The sequence below is a fragment of the Streptomyces sp. NPDC006365 genome (assembly GCF_042870755.1).
Lineage (GTDB): Bacteria > Actinomycetota > Actinomycetes > Streptomycetales > Streptomycetaceae > Streptomyces > Streptomyces xiangluensis.
The window spans coordinates 146,089-162,730 of the sequence record NZ_JBIAHS010000012.1; the positions used below are offsets into that span (position 1 = coordinate 146,089).

Genomic DNA, 16,642 nt, shown 5'->3' on the forward strand with positions numbered 1-16,642 from the left:
GTACAGGCACAGGGCGTCAGCCTGGGCATGCCCCGACTGCCCGCGCCCGACTACCCGGACGACGTTCGAGCCCGGCTCGAGGCCGACGCGCGCGAAGTCATCGCCCGCTACCCGGACTCTCGGTCCGCCCTCCTGCCGTTGCTGCATCTCGTGCAGTCGGAGGAGGGCCATGTCACGCGCACCGGTATGCAGTTCTGCGCCGACATGCTGGATCTGACCACGGCCGAGGTCACCGCGGTCGCCACCTTCTACACCATGTACCGGCGCAAGCCCTCCGGTGACTACCAGGTGGGCGTCTGCACCAACACCCTGTGCGCGGTGATGGGCGGCGACGCGATCTTCGAGGCCCTCCAGGACCACCTCGGTGTCGGCAACGGCGAGACCACCGACGACGGCAAGGTCACCCTGGAGCACATCGAGTGCAACGCGGCCTGCGACTTCGCCCCGGTCGTGATGGTCAACTGGGAGTTCTTCGACAACCAGACCGTGGACACCGCGAAGCGCCTTGTGGACGACCTGCGCGCCGGTGCACAGGTCGAACCGACGCGCGGCGCCCCGTTGTGCACGTTCAAGGAGACCGCACGTGTCCTGGCCGGCTTCCCCGACGAGCGCCCCGGAGCCGTCGAGGCGGGCGGCAGCGCGGGACCGGCCTCACTGACCGGCCTCCGGCTGGCGAAGGGCGAGATGGCTCCCGCGCGCGTGGTGCACCCGCGGGGCTCCGGTCCGCAGGACCAGCCGCCCGCCGAGCACCTCAGCTCGCATGACGCGCCGCAGCGGACCTCGGCCTCCGACCCCGCGCATCCCGCGGGCCCGGTCTCCGAGGAGGGGGAGTGATGACCTTGGCAGCCGAGATCAAAGACACCGGCCCGGAGAAGCTGCTCGCTCCCGTGCTGTCGGCCTTCTGGGACGAGGACAAGTCCTGGACGCTGGACGTGTACCGAAGGCACGAGGGGTACGAGGGGCTGCGCAAGGCCCTCGCCATGTCGCCGGACGACCTCATCGCCTACGTGAAGGAATCCGGTCTGCGCGGGCGCGGCGGTGCGGGATTCCCCACGGGGATGAAGTGGCAGTTCATCCCGCAGGGCGACGGCAAGCCTCACTATCTGGTTGTCAACGCCGACGAATCGGAGCCGGGCACCTGCAAGGACATCCCGCTTCTCTTCGCGAACCCGCATAGCCTCATCGAGGGCATCGTGATCGCCTGTTATGCGATCCGGTCTTCGCATGCCTTCATCTATCTGCGCGGTGAAGTCGTCCCCGTGCTGAGGCGGCTGCACGAGGCAGTACGGGAGGCGTATGCGGCGGGATACCTCGGCGAGAACATTCTGGGCAGCGGTCTCGACCTCCAGGTCACCGTGCACGCGGGCGCGGGCGCGTACATCTGTGGTGAGGAGACCGCACTGCTCGACTCGCTCGAGGGCCGCCGTGGCCAGCCGCGACTTCGTCCCCCCTTCCCTGCTGTCGCGGGGCTCTACGCGTGCCCGACTGTGGTGAATAACGTCGAGTCGATCGCGTCAGTTCCCGCGATTCTGAACAAGGGAAAGGAATGGTTCAGGTCGATGGGCAGCGAGAAGTCCCCGGGCTTCACGCTCTACTCGCTCAGCGGCCATGTCGCCCGTCCCGGTCAGTTCGAGGCGCCGCTCGGCATCACACTGCGCCAGCTGCTCGACATGAGCGGCGGGATGCGGCCCGGGCACCGGCTCAAGTTCTGGACGCCGGGCGGCTCTTCGACCCCGATGTTCACCGATGAGCACCTCGACGTCCCTCTGGACTACGAAGGAGTGGGTGCCGCGGGTTCCATGCTCGGCACCAAAGCGCTCCAGTGCTTCGACGAGACGACGTGTGTCGTGCGGGCGGTGACGCGATGGACGGAGTTCTACGCCCATGAGTCCTGCGGCAAATGCACGCCCTGCCGCGAAGGGACGTACTGGCTCGTGCAGTTGCTGCGCGACATCGAGGCCGGCAAGGGCGTCATGTCCGACCTCGACAAGCTGAACGACATCGCCGACAACATCAACGGCAAGTCCTTCTGCGCCCTCGGCGACGGCGCCGCCTCGCCGATCTTCTCCTCCCTCAAGTACTTCCGCGAGGAGTACGAGGAGCACATCACCGGCCGGGGCTGCCCCTTCGACCCGGCGAAGTCGACGGCCTGGGCGGACAAGCACACGGAGGTGAACGCATGACTGTACTGCCATCAACCAGCGGCTCCGCCGCGGGCCAGCGTCCCTCCGGGGGCGGGGAGGCGGCGGTTCCGCCGGAGGATCTCGTCTCGCTGACCATCGACGGCATCGAGATCAGCGTGCCCAAGGGCACCCTGGTCATCCGCGCCGCCGAACAGCTCGGCATCGAGATCCCCCGCTTCTGCGACCACCCGCTCCTCGACCCGGCCGGCGCCTGCCGCCAGTGCATCGTCGAGGTCGAGGGCCAGCGCAAGCCCATGGCGTCCTGCACGATCACCTGCACGGACGGGATGGTCGTCAAGACCCATCTCACCTCTCCTGTCGCCGAGAAGGCGCAGAAGGGTGTGATGGAGCTGCTGCTCATCAACCACCCGCTGGACTGCCCGGTCTGCGACAAGGGCGGCGAGTGCCCCCTGCAGAACCAGGCCATGTCGCACGGCAACGCCGAGTCCCGCTTCGAGGGCAAGAAGCGGACGTTCGAGAAGCCCGTCCCGATCTCCCCCCAGGTGCTGCTCGACCGGGAGCGGTGCGTGCTGTGCGCCCGGTGTACCCGGTTCAGCAACCAGGTCGCGGGCGACCCGATGATCGAGCTGCTCGAGCGGGGCGCACTCCAGCAGGTGGGCACCGGAGAGGGCGATCCTTTCGAGTCGTACTTCTCCGGGAACACGATCCAGATCTGCCCGGTGGGCGCGCTGACGTCGGCGGCGTATCGCTTCCGCTCGCGCCCCTTCGACCTTGTCTCGTCCCCTTCGGTGTGCGAGCACTGCTCCGGCGGCTGCGCGACCCGTACCGACCACCGGCGCGGCAAGGTCATGCGGCGGCTCGCGGCTCACGACCCCGAGGTCAACGAGGAGTGGATGTGCGACAAGGGGCGGTTCGGCTTCCGGTACGCGCAGCAGCGGGACCGTCTGACGATGCCACTGGTGCGGGGCGAGTCCGGTGAGCTGGAGCCCGCTTCGTGGCCCGAGGCCCTTTCGGCGGCGGCCGAGGGGTTGTCGGCGGCCCGCTCCAGGACCGGTGTCCTGACCGGGGGCCGGCTCACCGTCGAAGACGCCTACGCGTACAGCAAGTTCGCGCGCGTGGCCCTCGACACGAACGACATCGACTTCCGCGCGCGCGTGCACAGCGGCGAGGAGGCCGAATTCCTGGCCGCCCGGGTCGCCGGACGCGGCCGGAACCTCGACGGCACGGGCGTCACATACGCCTCCCTGGAGAAGGCGCCCGCCGTCCTGCTCGTCGGCATCGAGGCCGAGGAGGAGGTGCCCGGCGTCTTCCTGCGGTTGCGCAAGGCCTGGCGGGGGCACGGGCAGAAGACGTTCGCGCTCGCCACGCACGCGACCCGCGGACTGGACAAGGCGGGCGGCACGCTGCTGCCCGCCGCGCCCGGCACCGAGACCGAGTGGCTGGACGCGCTCGCGTCCGGCGTCGGCCTGGAGGGCGACGGCGCGACCGCCTCCGACGCACTGCGAGCCGAGGGCGCCGTGATCGTCGTAGGGGAGCGGCTGGCCGCCGTGGCGGGCGGGCTCACCGCCGCCGTACGGGCCGCCTCCGCGACCGGTGCCGAACTGGTGTGGATCCCCCGCCGGGCCGGGGAGCGCGGCGCCATCGAGGCGGGCGCGCTGCCCTCGCTGCTGCCGGGCGGGCGTCCGGCCACCGACTCGCGCGCACGGGTCGAGGTCGCCTCTGCCTGGGGAGTCTCCGAACTCCCGCTCCGGGACGGACGCGACACCGGCCAGATCGTAGAGGCCGCCGCCACCGGTGAGCTGGCCGCGCTCGTCGTGGCCGGCGTCGAGGTCGCGGACCTGCCCGATCCGGCACGCGCGCGTGCGGCACTGTCCGAGGTGGGTTTCCTGGTGTCGCTCGAACTGCGCCCCAGTGAGGTCACCGAGCACGCGGATGTCGTACTCCCCGTCGCTGCCGTCGCGGAGAAGGCGGGCACCTTCCTCAACTGGGAGGGCCGGGCACGGTCCTTCGAGGCGGCACTCAAGCCCGACCAGATGACTCGCCGGCTGGCGCCGACCGACGCCCGTGTCCTGCAGATGCTCGCGGACGCCATGGACGTACACCTGGGGCTGCCCGATCTGCGCACCGCGCGCGTGGAGCTCGACCGGCTCGGCGCCTGGGACGGTGCGCGGGCCACCGAGCCCCTGGCGACAGGAGCGCAACTGCCGCGTCCCGCCGCCGGGGAGGCAGTCCTCGCCGGACACCGGCTGCTGCTCGACCAGGGCCGCCTCCAGGAGGGCGACGAGGCGCTCGCCGGGACCCGGCATGCCGCACGCGCGCGCGTGTCGGCCGCCACGGCAGCCGAGGCGGGCGTCAAGAGCGGCGATGTGCTCGCCGTGACCGGCCCGTCCGGAGTGGTCGAATTCCCGCTGCAGATCACGGAGATGCCCGACCGCGTGGTGTGGCTCCCGCTGAACTCCGCCGGGGGAGGCGTCGCCTCCGACACGGGCGCGATCCCCGGTGACCTCGTCCGCATCGGCCCGGCGACCCTCGCCCCCGAGGCCCCCAAGGAGGTGAAGGCATGAATGCTGTGTACCTCGCCGCGGAGGACCTCTCCATGTTCGGCCGCGACCCCTGGTGGCTGGTCGTCATCAAGGCGGTCTTCTGCTTCGCCTTCCTGATGTTGACCGTGCTCTTCTCCATCGTGTGGGAGCGCAAGGTCGTCGCCTGGATGCAGCTGCGCATCGGCCCCAACCGGCACGGCCCCTGGGGCATGCTCCAGTCGCTCGCCGACGGCATCAAACTGATGCTCAAGGAAGACCTCGTCGTCAAGCGCGCCGACAAGGTGGTCTACGTCCTCGCGCCGATCGTCGCCGCGATCCCGGCCTTCATGGCGATCGCGGTGATCCCCTTCGGGCCGGCCGGCAACGAGATCTCGATCTTCGGCCACCGCACCACGATGCAGCTCACCGACCTGCCGATCGCGATGCTCTACATCCTCGCGGTCGCTTCGGTGGGCATCTACGGGATCGTGCTGGCGGGTTGGAGTTCTGGATCCACCTATCCGCTGCTGGGCGGCCTCCGGGCCTGCGCACAGATGATCTCGTACGAGATCGCGATGGGTGTCGCCTTCGCCTCGGTGTTCCTCTACTCGGGGTCGATGTCGACCTCGGCGATCGTCGAGTCGCAGCAGGACCGCTGGTACATCGTGCTGCTGCCGGTCTCGTTCCTGATCTACGTCGCGACGATGGTCGGCGAGACCAACCGTGCGCCCCTCGACATGCCGGAGTCCGAGGGCGATCTGGTGGGCGGTTTCAACACCGAGTACTCGTCCATCAAGTTTGCGATGTTCATGCTCGCCGAGTACGTGAACATGGTGACGGTCTCGGCCGTGGCGGTGACGCTCTTCCTCGGCGGCTGGCGGGCTCCCTGGCCGGTCAGCACCTTCTGGGAGGGTGCCAACCACGGCTGGTGGCCGATGCTCTGGTTCATCCTCAAGGTCCAGGTGTCGCTGTTCTTCTTCATCTGGCTGCGCGGCACGCTGCCACGCGTCCGCTACGACCAGCTGATGAAGTTCGGCTGGAAGGTCCTCCTCCCGGTCTCGGTCACCTGGCTGATGGCCGTCGCGACCGTACGGACGCTCAGGAACGAGAACTACGAGTTCGCCGACATCGCCCTCTACGTCGCCGCAGCCGTCCTCGGCCTGCTGGTGCTCTCGTTCGCCGTCGACATGTTCCGCGACCGGAAGGCGGTTCGGCAGGCCGCTCAGGGGGCGCCCGTCGAGGCTGTCGCCTTCGATCCGATGGCGGGCGGATTCCCCGTACCGCCGCTGCCGGGACAGACCCCGCCGCCCGTGCCGCGACGACGCCCGCGGCGCGAGCGGGAGTTGGTTGTCAGTGGTGGGGTCGATACTGACAGTGACGAACCAGATGGATCTCGTGACGGAAAGGAGGCGTCCGATGGCTGATGAGCAGAAGGAGACCAAACCCGGTTTCCAGAACCCCGTCGCAGGCTTCGGCGTGACCTTCAAGGCCATGTTCAAGAAGCGGCTGACTGAGCAGTACCCCGAACAGAAGAAGACCACCGCCCCGCGATTCCACGGTCGGCACCAGCTCAACCGCCATCCGGACGGCCTGGAGAAGTGCATCGGCTGCGAGCTGTGCGCCTGGGCCTGCCCGGCGGACGCGATCTATGTGGAGGGCGCGGACAACACCGAGGAGGAGCGCTACTCCCCGGGCGAGCGGTACGGCCGCGTCTACCAGATCAACTACGCCCGCTGCATCCTGTGCGGGCTGTGCATCGAGGCGTGCCCCACGCGCGCGTTGACGATGACGAACGAGTTCGAGCTGGCCGACACCAGCCGCGCCAACCTCATCTACACCAAGGAGCAGCTGCTCGCCGGCCTCGAAGAGGGCATGGTCGACACCCCGCACTCGATCTTCCCCGGCACGGACGAGCAGGACTACTACCGGGGTCTGGTCACGGAGGCTGCGCCGGGTACGGAGCGTCAGGTGGCCCTCTCCAAGGGAGAGGTGCCGCAGGAGGCCGCCTCGACCTTCGGCGCGGACGAGCCTGCGTCGGAAAAGGTGATCGGCCGATGATGGATCTCGCCGCCTACACCACCTCCACCGGAGAGGCCTTCCAGTTCTGGGTCCTCGGCACCATCGCGGTGATCGGCGCCCTGTGCACCGTCTTCATGAAGAGGGCCGTGCACAGCGCCCTCTGCCTCGCCGGGACCATGATCATCCTGGCGGTGTTCTACCTCGCCAACGGCGCCTATTTCCTGGGCGTCGTGCAGATCGTCGTCTACACCGGCGCGATCATGATGCTGTTCCTCTTCGTGGTCATGCTCGTCGGCGTCACCGCCGCCGACTCACTGAAGGAGACCATCAAGGGGCAGCGCTGGCTGGCCCTCCTGTGCGGCCTCGGCTTCGGCATCCTGCTCTGCGCGGGAATCGGCAACGCGTCGCTGAACGAGTTCAACGGCCTCGGCCAGGCCAACGCCGGTGGCAACGTGGACGGTCTCGCCGCCCTCATCTTCACGAGGTACGTCTTCGCCTTCGAGCTCACCGGCGCCCTGCTCATCACGGCTGCCGTCGGCGCCATGGTGCTCACGCACCGGGAGCGCACCGAGCGGGCCAAGACCCAGCGTGAGATGGCCGAGGAGCGTGTACGGGAAGGCAAGCAGCTCCCGCCGCTGCCCGCCCCCGGCGTCTACGCCCGGCACAACGCGGTGGATATCGCGGGCCTCCTCCCGGACGGCACACCGTCCGAGCTCACCGTCAGCAAGACGCTGCGCTCGCGCGGCCAGATCCGCGATGTGTCGGACGATGCGATCAACGATCTCAAGGCGCTGGAGCAGCACGCCGGAGAACGGCTCGGCCGTGAAGAGGAGGCCGCGAAGTGAATCCCGTCAACTACCTCTACCTCGCCGCCCTCTTGTTCACGATCGGCGCCTCCGGCGTCCTGATCAGGCGGAACGCGATCGTGGTGTTCATGTGCGTCGAGCTCATGCTCAACGCCTGCAACCTCGCGCTCGTGGCCTTCTCCCGGATGCACGGCAATCTCGACGGCCAGATCATCGCCTTCTTCACGATGGTCGTCGCCGCCGCGGAGGTCGTGGTCGGGCTCGCGATCATCGTGTCCCTGTTCCGTTCCCGCCACTCGGCCTCGGTCGACGACGCCAGCCTGATGAAGCTCTGAGGGGTCGCTGAATCGTGGAGAACCTGATTGCGCTGCTGGTAGCGGCGCCTCTGCTCGGAGCGGCCGTACTGCTGTGCGGTGGCCGACGGCTCGATGCCGTCGGCCACTGGATCGGCACCGTCCTCGCGGCCGCCTCCTTCGTGATCGGCGCGATCCTCTTCGCCGACATGCTCGGGAAGGGCGCGGAAGAACGGGAGATGGTCCAGCACCTGTTCAGCTGGGTCCCCGTAGAGGGCTTCCAGGCCGACGTCGCCTTCCAGCTCGACCAGCTGTCGATGACGTTCGTGCTGCTGATCACCGGCGTCGGCTCGCTGATCCACCTGTACTCCGTCGGGTACATGGAGCACGACGAGCGCCGACGCCGCTTCTTCGGCTATCTGAACCTGTTCCTCGCGGCGATGCTGCTGCTCGTCCTGGCCGACAACTACCTGCTGCTGTACGTCGGCTGGGAGGGCGTCGGTCTCGCCTCGTACCTGCTGATCGGCTTCTGGCAGCACAAGCCCAGCGCCGCGACCGCCGCGAAGAAGGCCTTCCTGGTCAACCGCGTCGGCGACATGGGCCTTTCCATCGCGATCATGCTGATGTTCGCCTGGTTCGGCACCTTCGCCTTCGGGCCCGTGCTGGAGGCGACGGGCGAGACGAGCGAGGGCAAGCTCACCGCCATCGGCCTGATGCTGCTGCTCGCCGCCTGCGGCAAGTCCGCCCAGGTGCCGCTGCAGTCCTGGCTCGGGGACGCGATGGAGGGCCCGACCCCGGTCTCGGCCCTCATCCACGCCGCGACGATGGTGACCGCGGGCGTGTACCTGATCGTCCGCTCCGGCGCGATCTTCAACGGGGCGCCGGACGCCCAGCTGGCCGTCACCGTCGTCGGCGCCGTCACGCTCCTGTTCGGTGCGATCGTCGGTTGTGCGAAGGACGACATCAAGAAGGCGCTGGCCGGCTCGACCATGTCGCAGATCGGCTACATGATCCTCGCCGCGGGCCTCGGCCCCATCGGCTACGTCTTCGCGATCATGCACCTGGTGACGCACGGCTTCTTCAAGGCCGGGCTCTTCCTCGGCGCCGGTTCGGTCATGCACGGCATGAACGACGAGGTCGACATGAGGAAGTACGGAGGCCTCAGGAAGTACATGCCGGTCACCTTCGTCACCTTCGGTCTCGGCTACCTCGCCATCATCGGTTTCCCCGGTCTGTCCGGCTTCTTCTCCAAGGACAAGATCATCGAGGCTGCCTTCGCCAAGGGCGGCACCGAGGGCTGGATCCTCGGAGGCGTGGCCCTCCTTGGCGCGGCCATTACCGCGTACTACATGACGCGCGTGATGCTGATGACGTTCTTCGGAGAGGAGCGCTGGCGGCATGCTCCGACGCCGTCCCCGGCCGAGCCGAGCGTGGAGCCGGCTGCCGAGACGCTCCCCCAGAGCCAAAAGGGCCTGGGGGGACCCCCAGAACACGCTGAGCCGCATCCGCACGAGTCGCCCAGTTCCATGACGATCCCCATGATCGTGCTGGCCTTCGGGTCGGTGTTCGCGGGAGCGTTCTTCGGTGTCGGCGACCGGTTCATCCACTGGCTGGAGCCCGTCACCGACCACGCGCACGGGCACCCGCCGGTCAGCGCCCTGACGGTCACGCTCTCCACGGTGGCTGTGATGGTCATCGGCGTCGGCCTCGCCTACCTCCAGTACGGGCGCCGTCCCGTGCCCGTCGTCGCCCCGCGCGGCTCGCTGCTCACCCGGGCCGCCCGGCGTGACCTCCTCCAGGACGACTTCAACCACGTCGTCCTCGTACGCGGAGGAGAGCACCTCACACGCTCCCTGGTGTACGTCGACCACAGCCTGGTCGACGGGGTCGTCAACGGCACGGCGGCCTCGATGGGCGGCCTCTCCGGACGGCTGCGCAGGCTGCAGAACGGCTTCGCGCGCTCGTACGCGGTCTCGATGTTCGGCGGTGCGGCGGTCCTCATCGCCGCGACCCTGCTGATGAGGGCGGTCTGATACCGATGTCCTTTCCACTGCTGACAGCGACGGCGGCGCTCCCGGCCCTCGGGGCGATCGCCACGGCCGCCGTGCCGGCCGCGCGCCGCACCGCCGCCAAGTGGCTGGCGCTGCTGGTCTCGCTCGCCACCCTGGTACTCGCCGTGGTGGTCCTGGTCCGCTTCGAGCCCGGTGGCGACCGCTACCAACTCACCGAATCCCACGCCTGGATCGCGGACTTCGGCGTGCGCTACGAGCTGGGTGTGGACGGCATCGGGGTGGCGCTGATCGCGCTGACCGCGCTGCTGATCCCGTTCGTGATCCTCGCGGGCTGGCACGATGCCGACCCGCTGGAGACCCGTAGTAGCCGCTGGCGTCCGACACAGGGCTTCTTCGCCCTGATCCTCGCCGTCGAGGCGATGGTGATCCTCTCCTTCGAGGCCACCGACGTCTTCCTCTTCTACATCTTCTTCGAAGCCATGCTCATCCCGATGTACTTCCTCATCGGCGGCTTCGGAGACCGCGCCCACGCGGGTACGGACGAGAACGCGGCAGCCCAACGCTCGTACGCCGCCGTGAAGTTCCTCCTGTACAACCTGGCCGGCGGCCTGATCATGCTGGCCGCCGTGATCGGCCTCTACGTAGTGGCCGGAAGCTTCTCGCTCCAGGAGATCGCCGAGGCCCGGGCGAACGGCACGCTGGACATGGCGACCAGCACCGAACGCTGGCTCTTCCTGGGCTTCTTCTTCGCGTTCGCCGTGAAGGCACCCCTGTGGCCGCTGCACACCTGGCTGCCGAACGCCATGGGGGAGGCCACCGCCCCGGTCGCGGTACTGATCACGGCGGTCGTCGACAAGGTCGGCACCTTCGCGATGCTGCGCTTCTGCCTCCAGCTCTTCCCGGAGGCATCGAAGTGGGCGACGCCGGTCATCCTCGTACTCGCCCTGATCAGCATCGTCTACGGAGCGCTGCTCGCGGTCGGGCAGCGTGACATCAAGCGACTGGTGGCGTACGCGTCGATCTCGCACTTCGGGTTCATCATCATGGGCATCTTCGCGATGACCAGCCAGGGCCAGTCGGGCGCGACGCTCTACATGGTCAACCACGGGATCTCGACCGCCGCCCTGATGCTGGTCGCGGGCTTCCTGATCTCGCGGCGCGGCTCGCGCCTGATCGCCGACTACGGAGGAGTGCAGAAAGTTGCTCCGGTGCTCGCCGGCACCTTCCTGATCGGCGGCCTCGCGACTCTCTCGCTGCCCGGCCTCGCGCCGTTCGTGAGTGAATTCCTGGTCCTGGTCGGCACGTTCACGCGCTACCCGGTGATCGGGATCATCGCCACCTTCGGCATCGTCCTCGCCGCGCTCTACACCCTCGTCCTCTACCAGAGGACGATGACGGGCCCGGTGAAGCCCGAGGTCTCGGCCATGCCTGACCTGAGGGTGCGGGAACTCGTGGTCGTCACCCCGTTGATCGCCCTGTTGATCTTCCTGGGTGTCTTCCCGAAGCCGATCACCGACATCATCAACCCAGCGGTCGAGCACACCATGTCCGACGTACAGAAGCAGGACCCCGAGCCTGAGGTGGAGGCGGCCAAGTGAGCGCAACAGCCGTCCACAGCCTGTGGACAATGGCGGCCGATCCGATCGAGAAGATCGACGCGCCCAAGATCGAATACGGGCAGTTGTCGCCCACCCTGATCGTCATCGGCGCGGCGATCATCGGCGTGCTCATCGAGGCGTTCGTGCCGCGCAAGGCCCGTTACTACGCCCAGGTGTTCCTGTCCGTCGTCTCGCTCGCCGCCGCCTTCGCCGCGGTCATCGCGCTTGCGGCCAGGGGATACGGCACCACGAAGGCCGGCATCGTGGCGATGGGCGCCGTCGCGGTCGACGGGCCGGCGCTCTTCCTGCAGGGCACGATCCTGCTGGCCGGTCTGCTCGGCGTATTCACCTTCGCCGAACGGCGGCTCGACCCCGTGGCACACGGCAACCAGGTCGACTCGTTCGCCGCGCAGGCCGCATCCGTGCCGGGCAGCGACAGCGAAAAGGCCGCGGTGAAGGCCGGGTTCACCACCACCGAGGTCTTCCCGCTGCTCCTCTTCGCCATCGGCGGAATGCTCCTCTTCCCGTCCGCCAACGACCTGCTGACGCTGTTCATCGCCCTGGAAGTCTTCTCGCTGCCGCTCTACCTGCTGTGCGCCGTGGCCCGCCGCAAGCGGATCATGTCGCAGGAGGCGGCGGTCAAGTACTTCCTGCTCGGCGCCTTCGCCTCCGCGTTCACGCTCTTCGGCATCGCCCTGCTGTACGGCTACGCGGGCTCGGTGTCGTACGCGACGATCGCGCAGGTCGTCGACGGCTCGATCGAGAACGTGACCCCGGCGCTCGCCGAGACGATGGGCAACGACGCGCTGCTGCTCATCGGCGCGGCGATGCTCGTCATGGGTCTGCTGTTCAAGGTGGGAGCGGTGCCGTTCCACATGTGGACCCCGGACGTGTACCAGGGCGCGCCGACACCGGTGACCGGCTTCATGGCCGCCGCCACCAAGGTGGCCGCCTTCGGGGCGCTGCTGCGGCTGCTGTACGTGGTCCTGCCGGGTCTGAGCTGGGACTGGCGGCCGGTGATGTGGGCCGTCGCGATCGTCACCATGCTGGGCGGCGCGATCGTCGCGATCACCCAGACCGACATCAAGCGGCTCCTGGCGTACTCGTCGATCGCGCACGCGGGCTTCATCCTCGCCGGTGTCATCGCGACCTCGGCCGACGGCGTCTCGTCCGTGCTCTTCTACCTGGCGGCGTACTCCTTCGTCACGATCGGTGCGTTCGCGGTCGTGACCCTGGTGCGGGACGCGGGCGGCGAGGCCACGCATCTGTCCAAGTGGGCGGGGCTCGGGCGGCGTTCGCCCCTGGTGGCGGCGGTGTTCGCGGTCTTCCTGCTGGCCTTCGCGGGCATTCCGCTCACCTCCGGCTTCGCCGGGAAGTTCGCCGTGTTCAAGGCGGCGGCGGAGGGCGGCGCGGGCGCGATCGTCGTGGTCGGTGTGATTTCGTCGGCCATCGCGGCGTTCTTCTACATCCGTGTGATCGTGCTCATGTTCTTCAGCGAGCCGAAGCCGGAGGGACCGACGGTGGCCGTGCCGTCACCGCTGACGATGACGGCGATCGCGTTCGGTGTGGTGGTCACGCTGGTACTCGGTGTGGCGCCGCAGTACTTCCTGGATCTGGCAGGACAGGCGGGGGTGTTCGTGCGCTGACGTGCGCACCCGCGCATCGGGCCCCGGCTCCCTTCGCGGGAGCCGGGGCCTTGTGCGTGTCCGCCGAGAGTCGACGGGTGCCATCGAAGGCAGCCTGTGGATAACTCTGAGGCTGTCGGTGGTGGCCCCTATCGTGGACGCAGTGGTCGAGGCACGACGTGCGACGGGGGACAGAGCAATGAGCGGGTTGGGCGGGACAGGCGGGACGGGTGTGATGACCGAAGAGGGCAGGGCCGCAGGGCTTGCCGGGCAGGCCGTGGGGCTCGGCGAGAGCAGGGCCGCAGGGCTCGCGGAGAGCGAGGTGCTGGGCACGCTCCGCCGTGTCTTCGGGTACGAGGCGTTCCGCGGTGAGCAGGAAGCGGTCATCGAGCATGTGGTGACCGGCGGCGACGCCGTGGTCCTCATGCCGACGGGCGGCGGCAAGTCGCTCTGTTACCAGATCCCCTCCCTGGTCAGACCCGGTACGGGTGTAGTGGTGTCCCCCTTGATCGCGCTGATGCAGGACCAGGTGGACGCGCTGCGGGCGCTCGGCGTGCGCGCCGGGTTCATGAACTCCACGCAGGACTTCGACGAGAGGCGCGTGGTCGAGGCCGAGTTCCTGGCGGGCGAGCTCGATCTGCTCTACCTCGCCCCGGAACGGCTGCGCCTGGAATCCACGCTCGACCTGCTCGCCCGCGGCAAGATCTCGGTCTTCGCGATCGACGAGGCGCACTGCGTGTCCCAGTGGGGCCATGACTTCCGCCCCGACTATCTGGCGCTCTCACTGCTGGGCGAGCGCTGGCCCGACGTACCGCGGATCGCACTGACCGCGACGGCCACGCACGCGACGCACCAGGAGATCACGCAGCGCCTGCACATGCCGGACGCCCGCCATTTCGTGGCGAGCTTCGACCGCCCCAACATCCAGTACCGGATCGTGCCGAAGGCCGACCCCAAGAAGCAGCTGCTGTCCTTCCTGAAGGAGGAGCACGCGGGCGACGCCGGCATCGTGTACTGCTTGTCGCGCAACTCCGTGGAGAAGACGGCCGAGTTCCTCTGCCGCAACGGCATCGAGGCGGTGCCCTACCACGCGGGCCTGGACGCGGGCACACGCGCGGCTCACCAGTCGCGGTTCCTGCGGGAGGAGGGCCTGGTCGTCTGCGCCACCATCGCCTTCGGTATGGGCATCGACAAGCCGGACGTACGGTTCGTCGCCCATCTCGACCTGCCGAAGTCGGTCGAGGGCTATTACCAGGAGACGGGCCGCGCGGGCCGAGACGGACTGCCGTCCACGGCCTGGATGGCGTATGGCCTGAACGACGTCATACAGCAGCGCAAGCTGATCCAGTCCGGTGAGGGCGACGCCGCGTTCCAGCGCCGGGCCGCGGCGCATCTCGACGCGATGCTGGCACTGTGCGAGACCGCCCAGTGCCGCCGGAACCAACTGCTCGCCTACTTCGGTCAGGACGCCGAGACCGCAGCGTGCGGGAACTGCGACACGTGCCTCGTCCCGCCCGAGACCTGGGACGGCACGGTGGCGGCCCAGAAGGTGCTGTCCGCGGTGGTGCGGTTGCAGCGTGAGCGGGGGCAGAAGTTCGGGGCGGTCCAGATCATCGACATTCTGCTCGGGCGCAAAACCGCGAGGGTCATACAGTTCGACCACGACCAGCTGTCCGTGTTCGGCATCGGCGAGGAGCTGTCCGAGGGCGAATGGCGCGGTGTCGTACGGCAGTTGCTGGCGCAGGGGCTGCTCGCGGTCGAGGGCGAGTACGGGACGCTGGTGCTGACCGAGGCGAGCGGGACGGTGCTGCGGCGTGAGCGGGAGGTGCCGCTGCGCAAGGAGCCGAAGAAGCCGGTGACCGCGAAGTCGGCGTCGTCCAGGGGCGAGCGCAAGCCCAAGGCCGTGGCGGTCGAACTGCCCGAGGAGCTGGTCCCCGCCTTTGAGGCCCTGCGCGCTTGGCGTGCCGCGCAGGCCAAGGAGCAGGGGGTTCCGGCGTACGTCATCTTCCACGACGCGACACTTCGGGAGATCGTCACGGTGGGGCCCACATCCATCACGGAGTTGGGCGGGATCAGCGGGGTGGGCGAGAAGAAGCTCGCGACATTTGGGGACGGGGTGCTCGGGGTGCTTGCCTCTTTGGCTCCGGGTTCGCCGGTGTCACCGGCTCCCGCGGCCGAGGGCGGGGACTCGGGGGTACGGGAGCCGGACCCGGAGGACTGGGGCGAGCCCGATGAGCCGGACGGGCCGGACGACTGGACATAGAGGCCGCGTGGGGTGGACGACCGGGTGAGGCAGAGCGGATGAGCGAGTTGCTCACACGCTCGGTACGACCCGACCCGTCACCTCGCCCAGTCCCACCCGGGTTCCGTTCGGCCCCGGTCCCCAGGCCGTCAGCGTGACGACGTCGCCGTCCTCGAGGAACGACCGCTTGCCGTCGGGGAGTTCGAGGGTGTCGCGTCCGTTCCAGGTCAGCTCCAGCAGCGACCCGCGTTCGCGCTCGTCGGCTCCGCTCACCGTTCCCGAACCGTAGAAGTCACCGGTGCGCAGGGAGGCGCCGTTCACCGTCATATGGGCCAACTGCTGGGCGGCGGTCCAGTACATGGTGGAGAAGGGCGGCTCGGAGATGACATGGCCGTTGAGGGCGACGGAGATACGCAGGTCGTAGCCGCCGGGTTCCTCGGAGGCGTCGTCCAGGTAGGGGAGCAGGGGGTGGGTACGGGACGGGGGCGCGACCCGGGCATCGTCCAGGGCGTCGAGCGGAGTGATCCAGGCCGACACCGACGTGGCGAAGGACTTGCCGAGGAAGGGGCCGAGGGGGACGTACTCCCAGGCCTGGAGGTCGCGCGCGGACCAGTCGTTGAGGAGGCAGAGGCCGAAGACATGGTCGCGGAAGTCGCTCAGCGGCACCCGTGAGCCCATGGCGGAGGGCGTACCCACCACGAAGCCGACCTCTGCCTCGATGTCCAGGCGGACGGACGGCCCGAAGACCGGCTCGGGGTCCGTGGGTGCCTTGCGCTGGCCACAGGGGCGTACCACGTCCGTGCCGGACACCACGACGGTGCCGGACCGGCCGTGATAACCGATCGGCAGGTGCTTCCAGTTGGGGGTGAGGGAGTCGGCGGCGTCGGGGCGGAACATCTTGCCGACGTTGCGGGCGTGGTTTTCCGATGCGTAGAAGTCGACGTAGTCCGCGACTGTGAAGGGAAGGTGCAGGGTTACTTCGGAGAGCGGGTGCAGCAGGGGTTCGACGGTCTCCCGGTGGGCGGGCACGGTCAACCACGCCGTGATCGCTCGTCGCACATCCGACCAGGCCGTACGGCCCGCCGCGAGCAGCGGGTCGAGGGTGGGGCGGGCGAGCAGACGGACGTACGGGGAGCCGAGCGCACGGGCCGCGCCGCCCGCGTCGAGGACGTGGTCGCCCAGCCGGACACCGACACCGCGCTCCGCGGACCCGGCTGGGGAGAACACGCCGTACGGAAGATTGTGGGGACCGAAGGGATCGCCCTCGGGGACCTCGAAGGGGCGCATGGAGTGCTGCCTCGCTTTCCGTGTGGGTGGGGATCACGTTACGGGGAGTTGACGCCCGCAATCCCTGAACTCCTCCAGCATCCGGTCGGCGTGC

General features: G+C 68.7%; 12 protein-coding genes. 11 read left to right on the forward strand and 1 reads right to left on the reverse strand.

The features are described from left to right. The first annotated feature begins 27 nt into the window (after positions 1-27). From nuoE to recQ, 11 genes are all read left to right on the forward strand, one after another. A complete protein-coding gene (nuoE, locus tag ACFYO0_RS29270) occupies positions 28-834 on the forward strand; it encodes an NADH-quinone oxidoreductase subunit NuoE (protein WP_388682270.1) in 807 nt (268 codons plus the stop codon). After that, positions 831-2,183: an NADH-quinone oxidoreductase subunit NuoF gene (nuoF, locus tag ACFYO0_RS29275; protein WP_388681974.1), complete on the forward strand. Its 1,353-nt coding sequence runs from the start codon at positions 831-833 to the stop codon at positions 2,181-2,183. The genes nuoE and nuoF overlap by 4 nt, the downstream gene beginning before the upstream one ends. After that, positions 2,180-4,708, forward strand: coding sequence for an NADH-quinone oxidoreductase subunit G (locus ACFYO0_RS29280; protein WP_388681977.1), 2,529 nt, complete (start codon positions 2,180-2,182; stop codon positions 4,706-4,708). The genes nuoF and ACFYO0_RS29280 overlap by 4 nt, the downstream gene beginning before the upstream one ends. Next, positions 4,705-6,090 (forward strand): NADH-quinone oxidoreductase subunit NuoH, encoded by a 1,386-nt coding sequence (nuoH, locus tag ACFYO0_RS29285; RefSeq protein WP_388681980.1) that lies wholly within the window; start codon positions 4,705-4,707, stop codon positions 6,088-6,090. Before ACFYO0_RS29280 ends, nuoH begins: the two co-directional genes overlap by 4 nt. Then, positions 6,083-6,724 carry an NADH-quinone oxidoreductase subunit NuoI gene (gene nuoI, locus ACFYO0_RS29290; RefSeq protein ID WP_388681983.1) on the forward strand — a complete coding sequence of 214 codons (642 nt, stop codon included), beginning with the start codon at positions 6,083-6,085 and terminating at the stop codon, positions 6,722-6,724. Before nuoH ends, nuoI begins: the two co-directional genes overlap by 8 nt. Then, complete coding sequence (locus ACFYO0_RS29295) at positions 6,721-7,530, forward strand: NADH-quinone oxidoreductase subunit J (protein WP_388681986.1); 810 nt, start codon at positions 6,721-6,723, stop codon at positions 7,528-7,530. The genes nuoI and ACFYO0_RS29295 overlap by 4 nt, the downstream gene beginning before the upstream one ends. Further along, positions 7,527-7,826: an NADH-quinone oxidoreductase subunit NuoK gene (nuoK, locus tag ACFYO0_RS29300; protein ID WP_033319573.1), complete on the forward strand. Its 300-nt coding sequence runs from the start codon at positions 7,527-7,529 to the stop codon at positions 7,824-7,826. Before ACFYO0_RS29295 ends, nuoK begins: the two co-directional genes overlap by 4 nt. Positions 7,827-7,840: 14 nt before the next feature. Continuing rightward, positions 7,841-9,817, forward strand: coding sequence for an NADH-quinone oxidoreductase subunit L (nuoL, locus tag ACFYO0_RS29305; protein WP_388681991.1), 1,977 nt, complete (start codon positions 7,841-7,843; stop codon positions 9,815-9,817). Positions 9,818-9,822: 5 nt separating this feature from the next. Further along, positions 9,823-11,394 (forward strand): NADH-quinone oxidoreductase subunit M, encoded by a 1,572-nt coding sequence (locus ACFYO0_RS29310; protein WP_388681994.1) that lies wholly within the window; start codon positions 9,823-9,825, stop codon positions 11,392-11,394. After that, entirely contained in the window at positions 11,391-13,040 is a 1,650-nt protein-coding gene (gene nuoN, locus ACFYO0_RS29315; RefSeq protein ID WP_388681998.1) for an NADH-quinone oxidoreductase subunit NuoN, read from the forward strand. Before ACFYO0_RS29310 ends, nuoN begins: the two co-directional genes overlap by 4 nt. A gap of 214 nt (positions 13,041-13,254) precedes the next feature. Then, positions 13,255-15,282, forward strand: a complete 2,028-nt coding sequence (recQ, locus tag ACFYO0_RS29320; RefSeq protein WP_388682001.1) for a DNA helicase RecQ — start codon at positions 13,255-13,257, stop codon at positions 15,280-15,282. Positions 15,283-15,333: 51 nt separating this feature from the next. Here the strand turns inward: recQ and fahA are convergent, their stop codons facing one another. Further along, on the reverse strand, positions 15,334-16,548 hold the full coding sequence (gene fahA, locus ACFYO0_RS29325) for a fumarylacetoacetase (protein WP_388682004.1): 1,215 nt from the start codon (positions 16,546-16,548) through the stop codon (positions 15,334-15,336). Positions 16,549-16,642 lie beyond the last annotated feature (94 nt).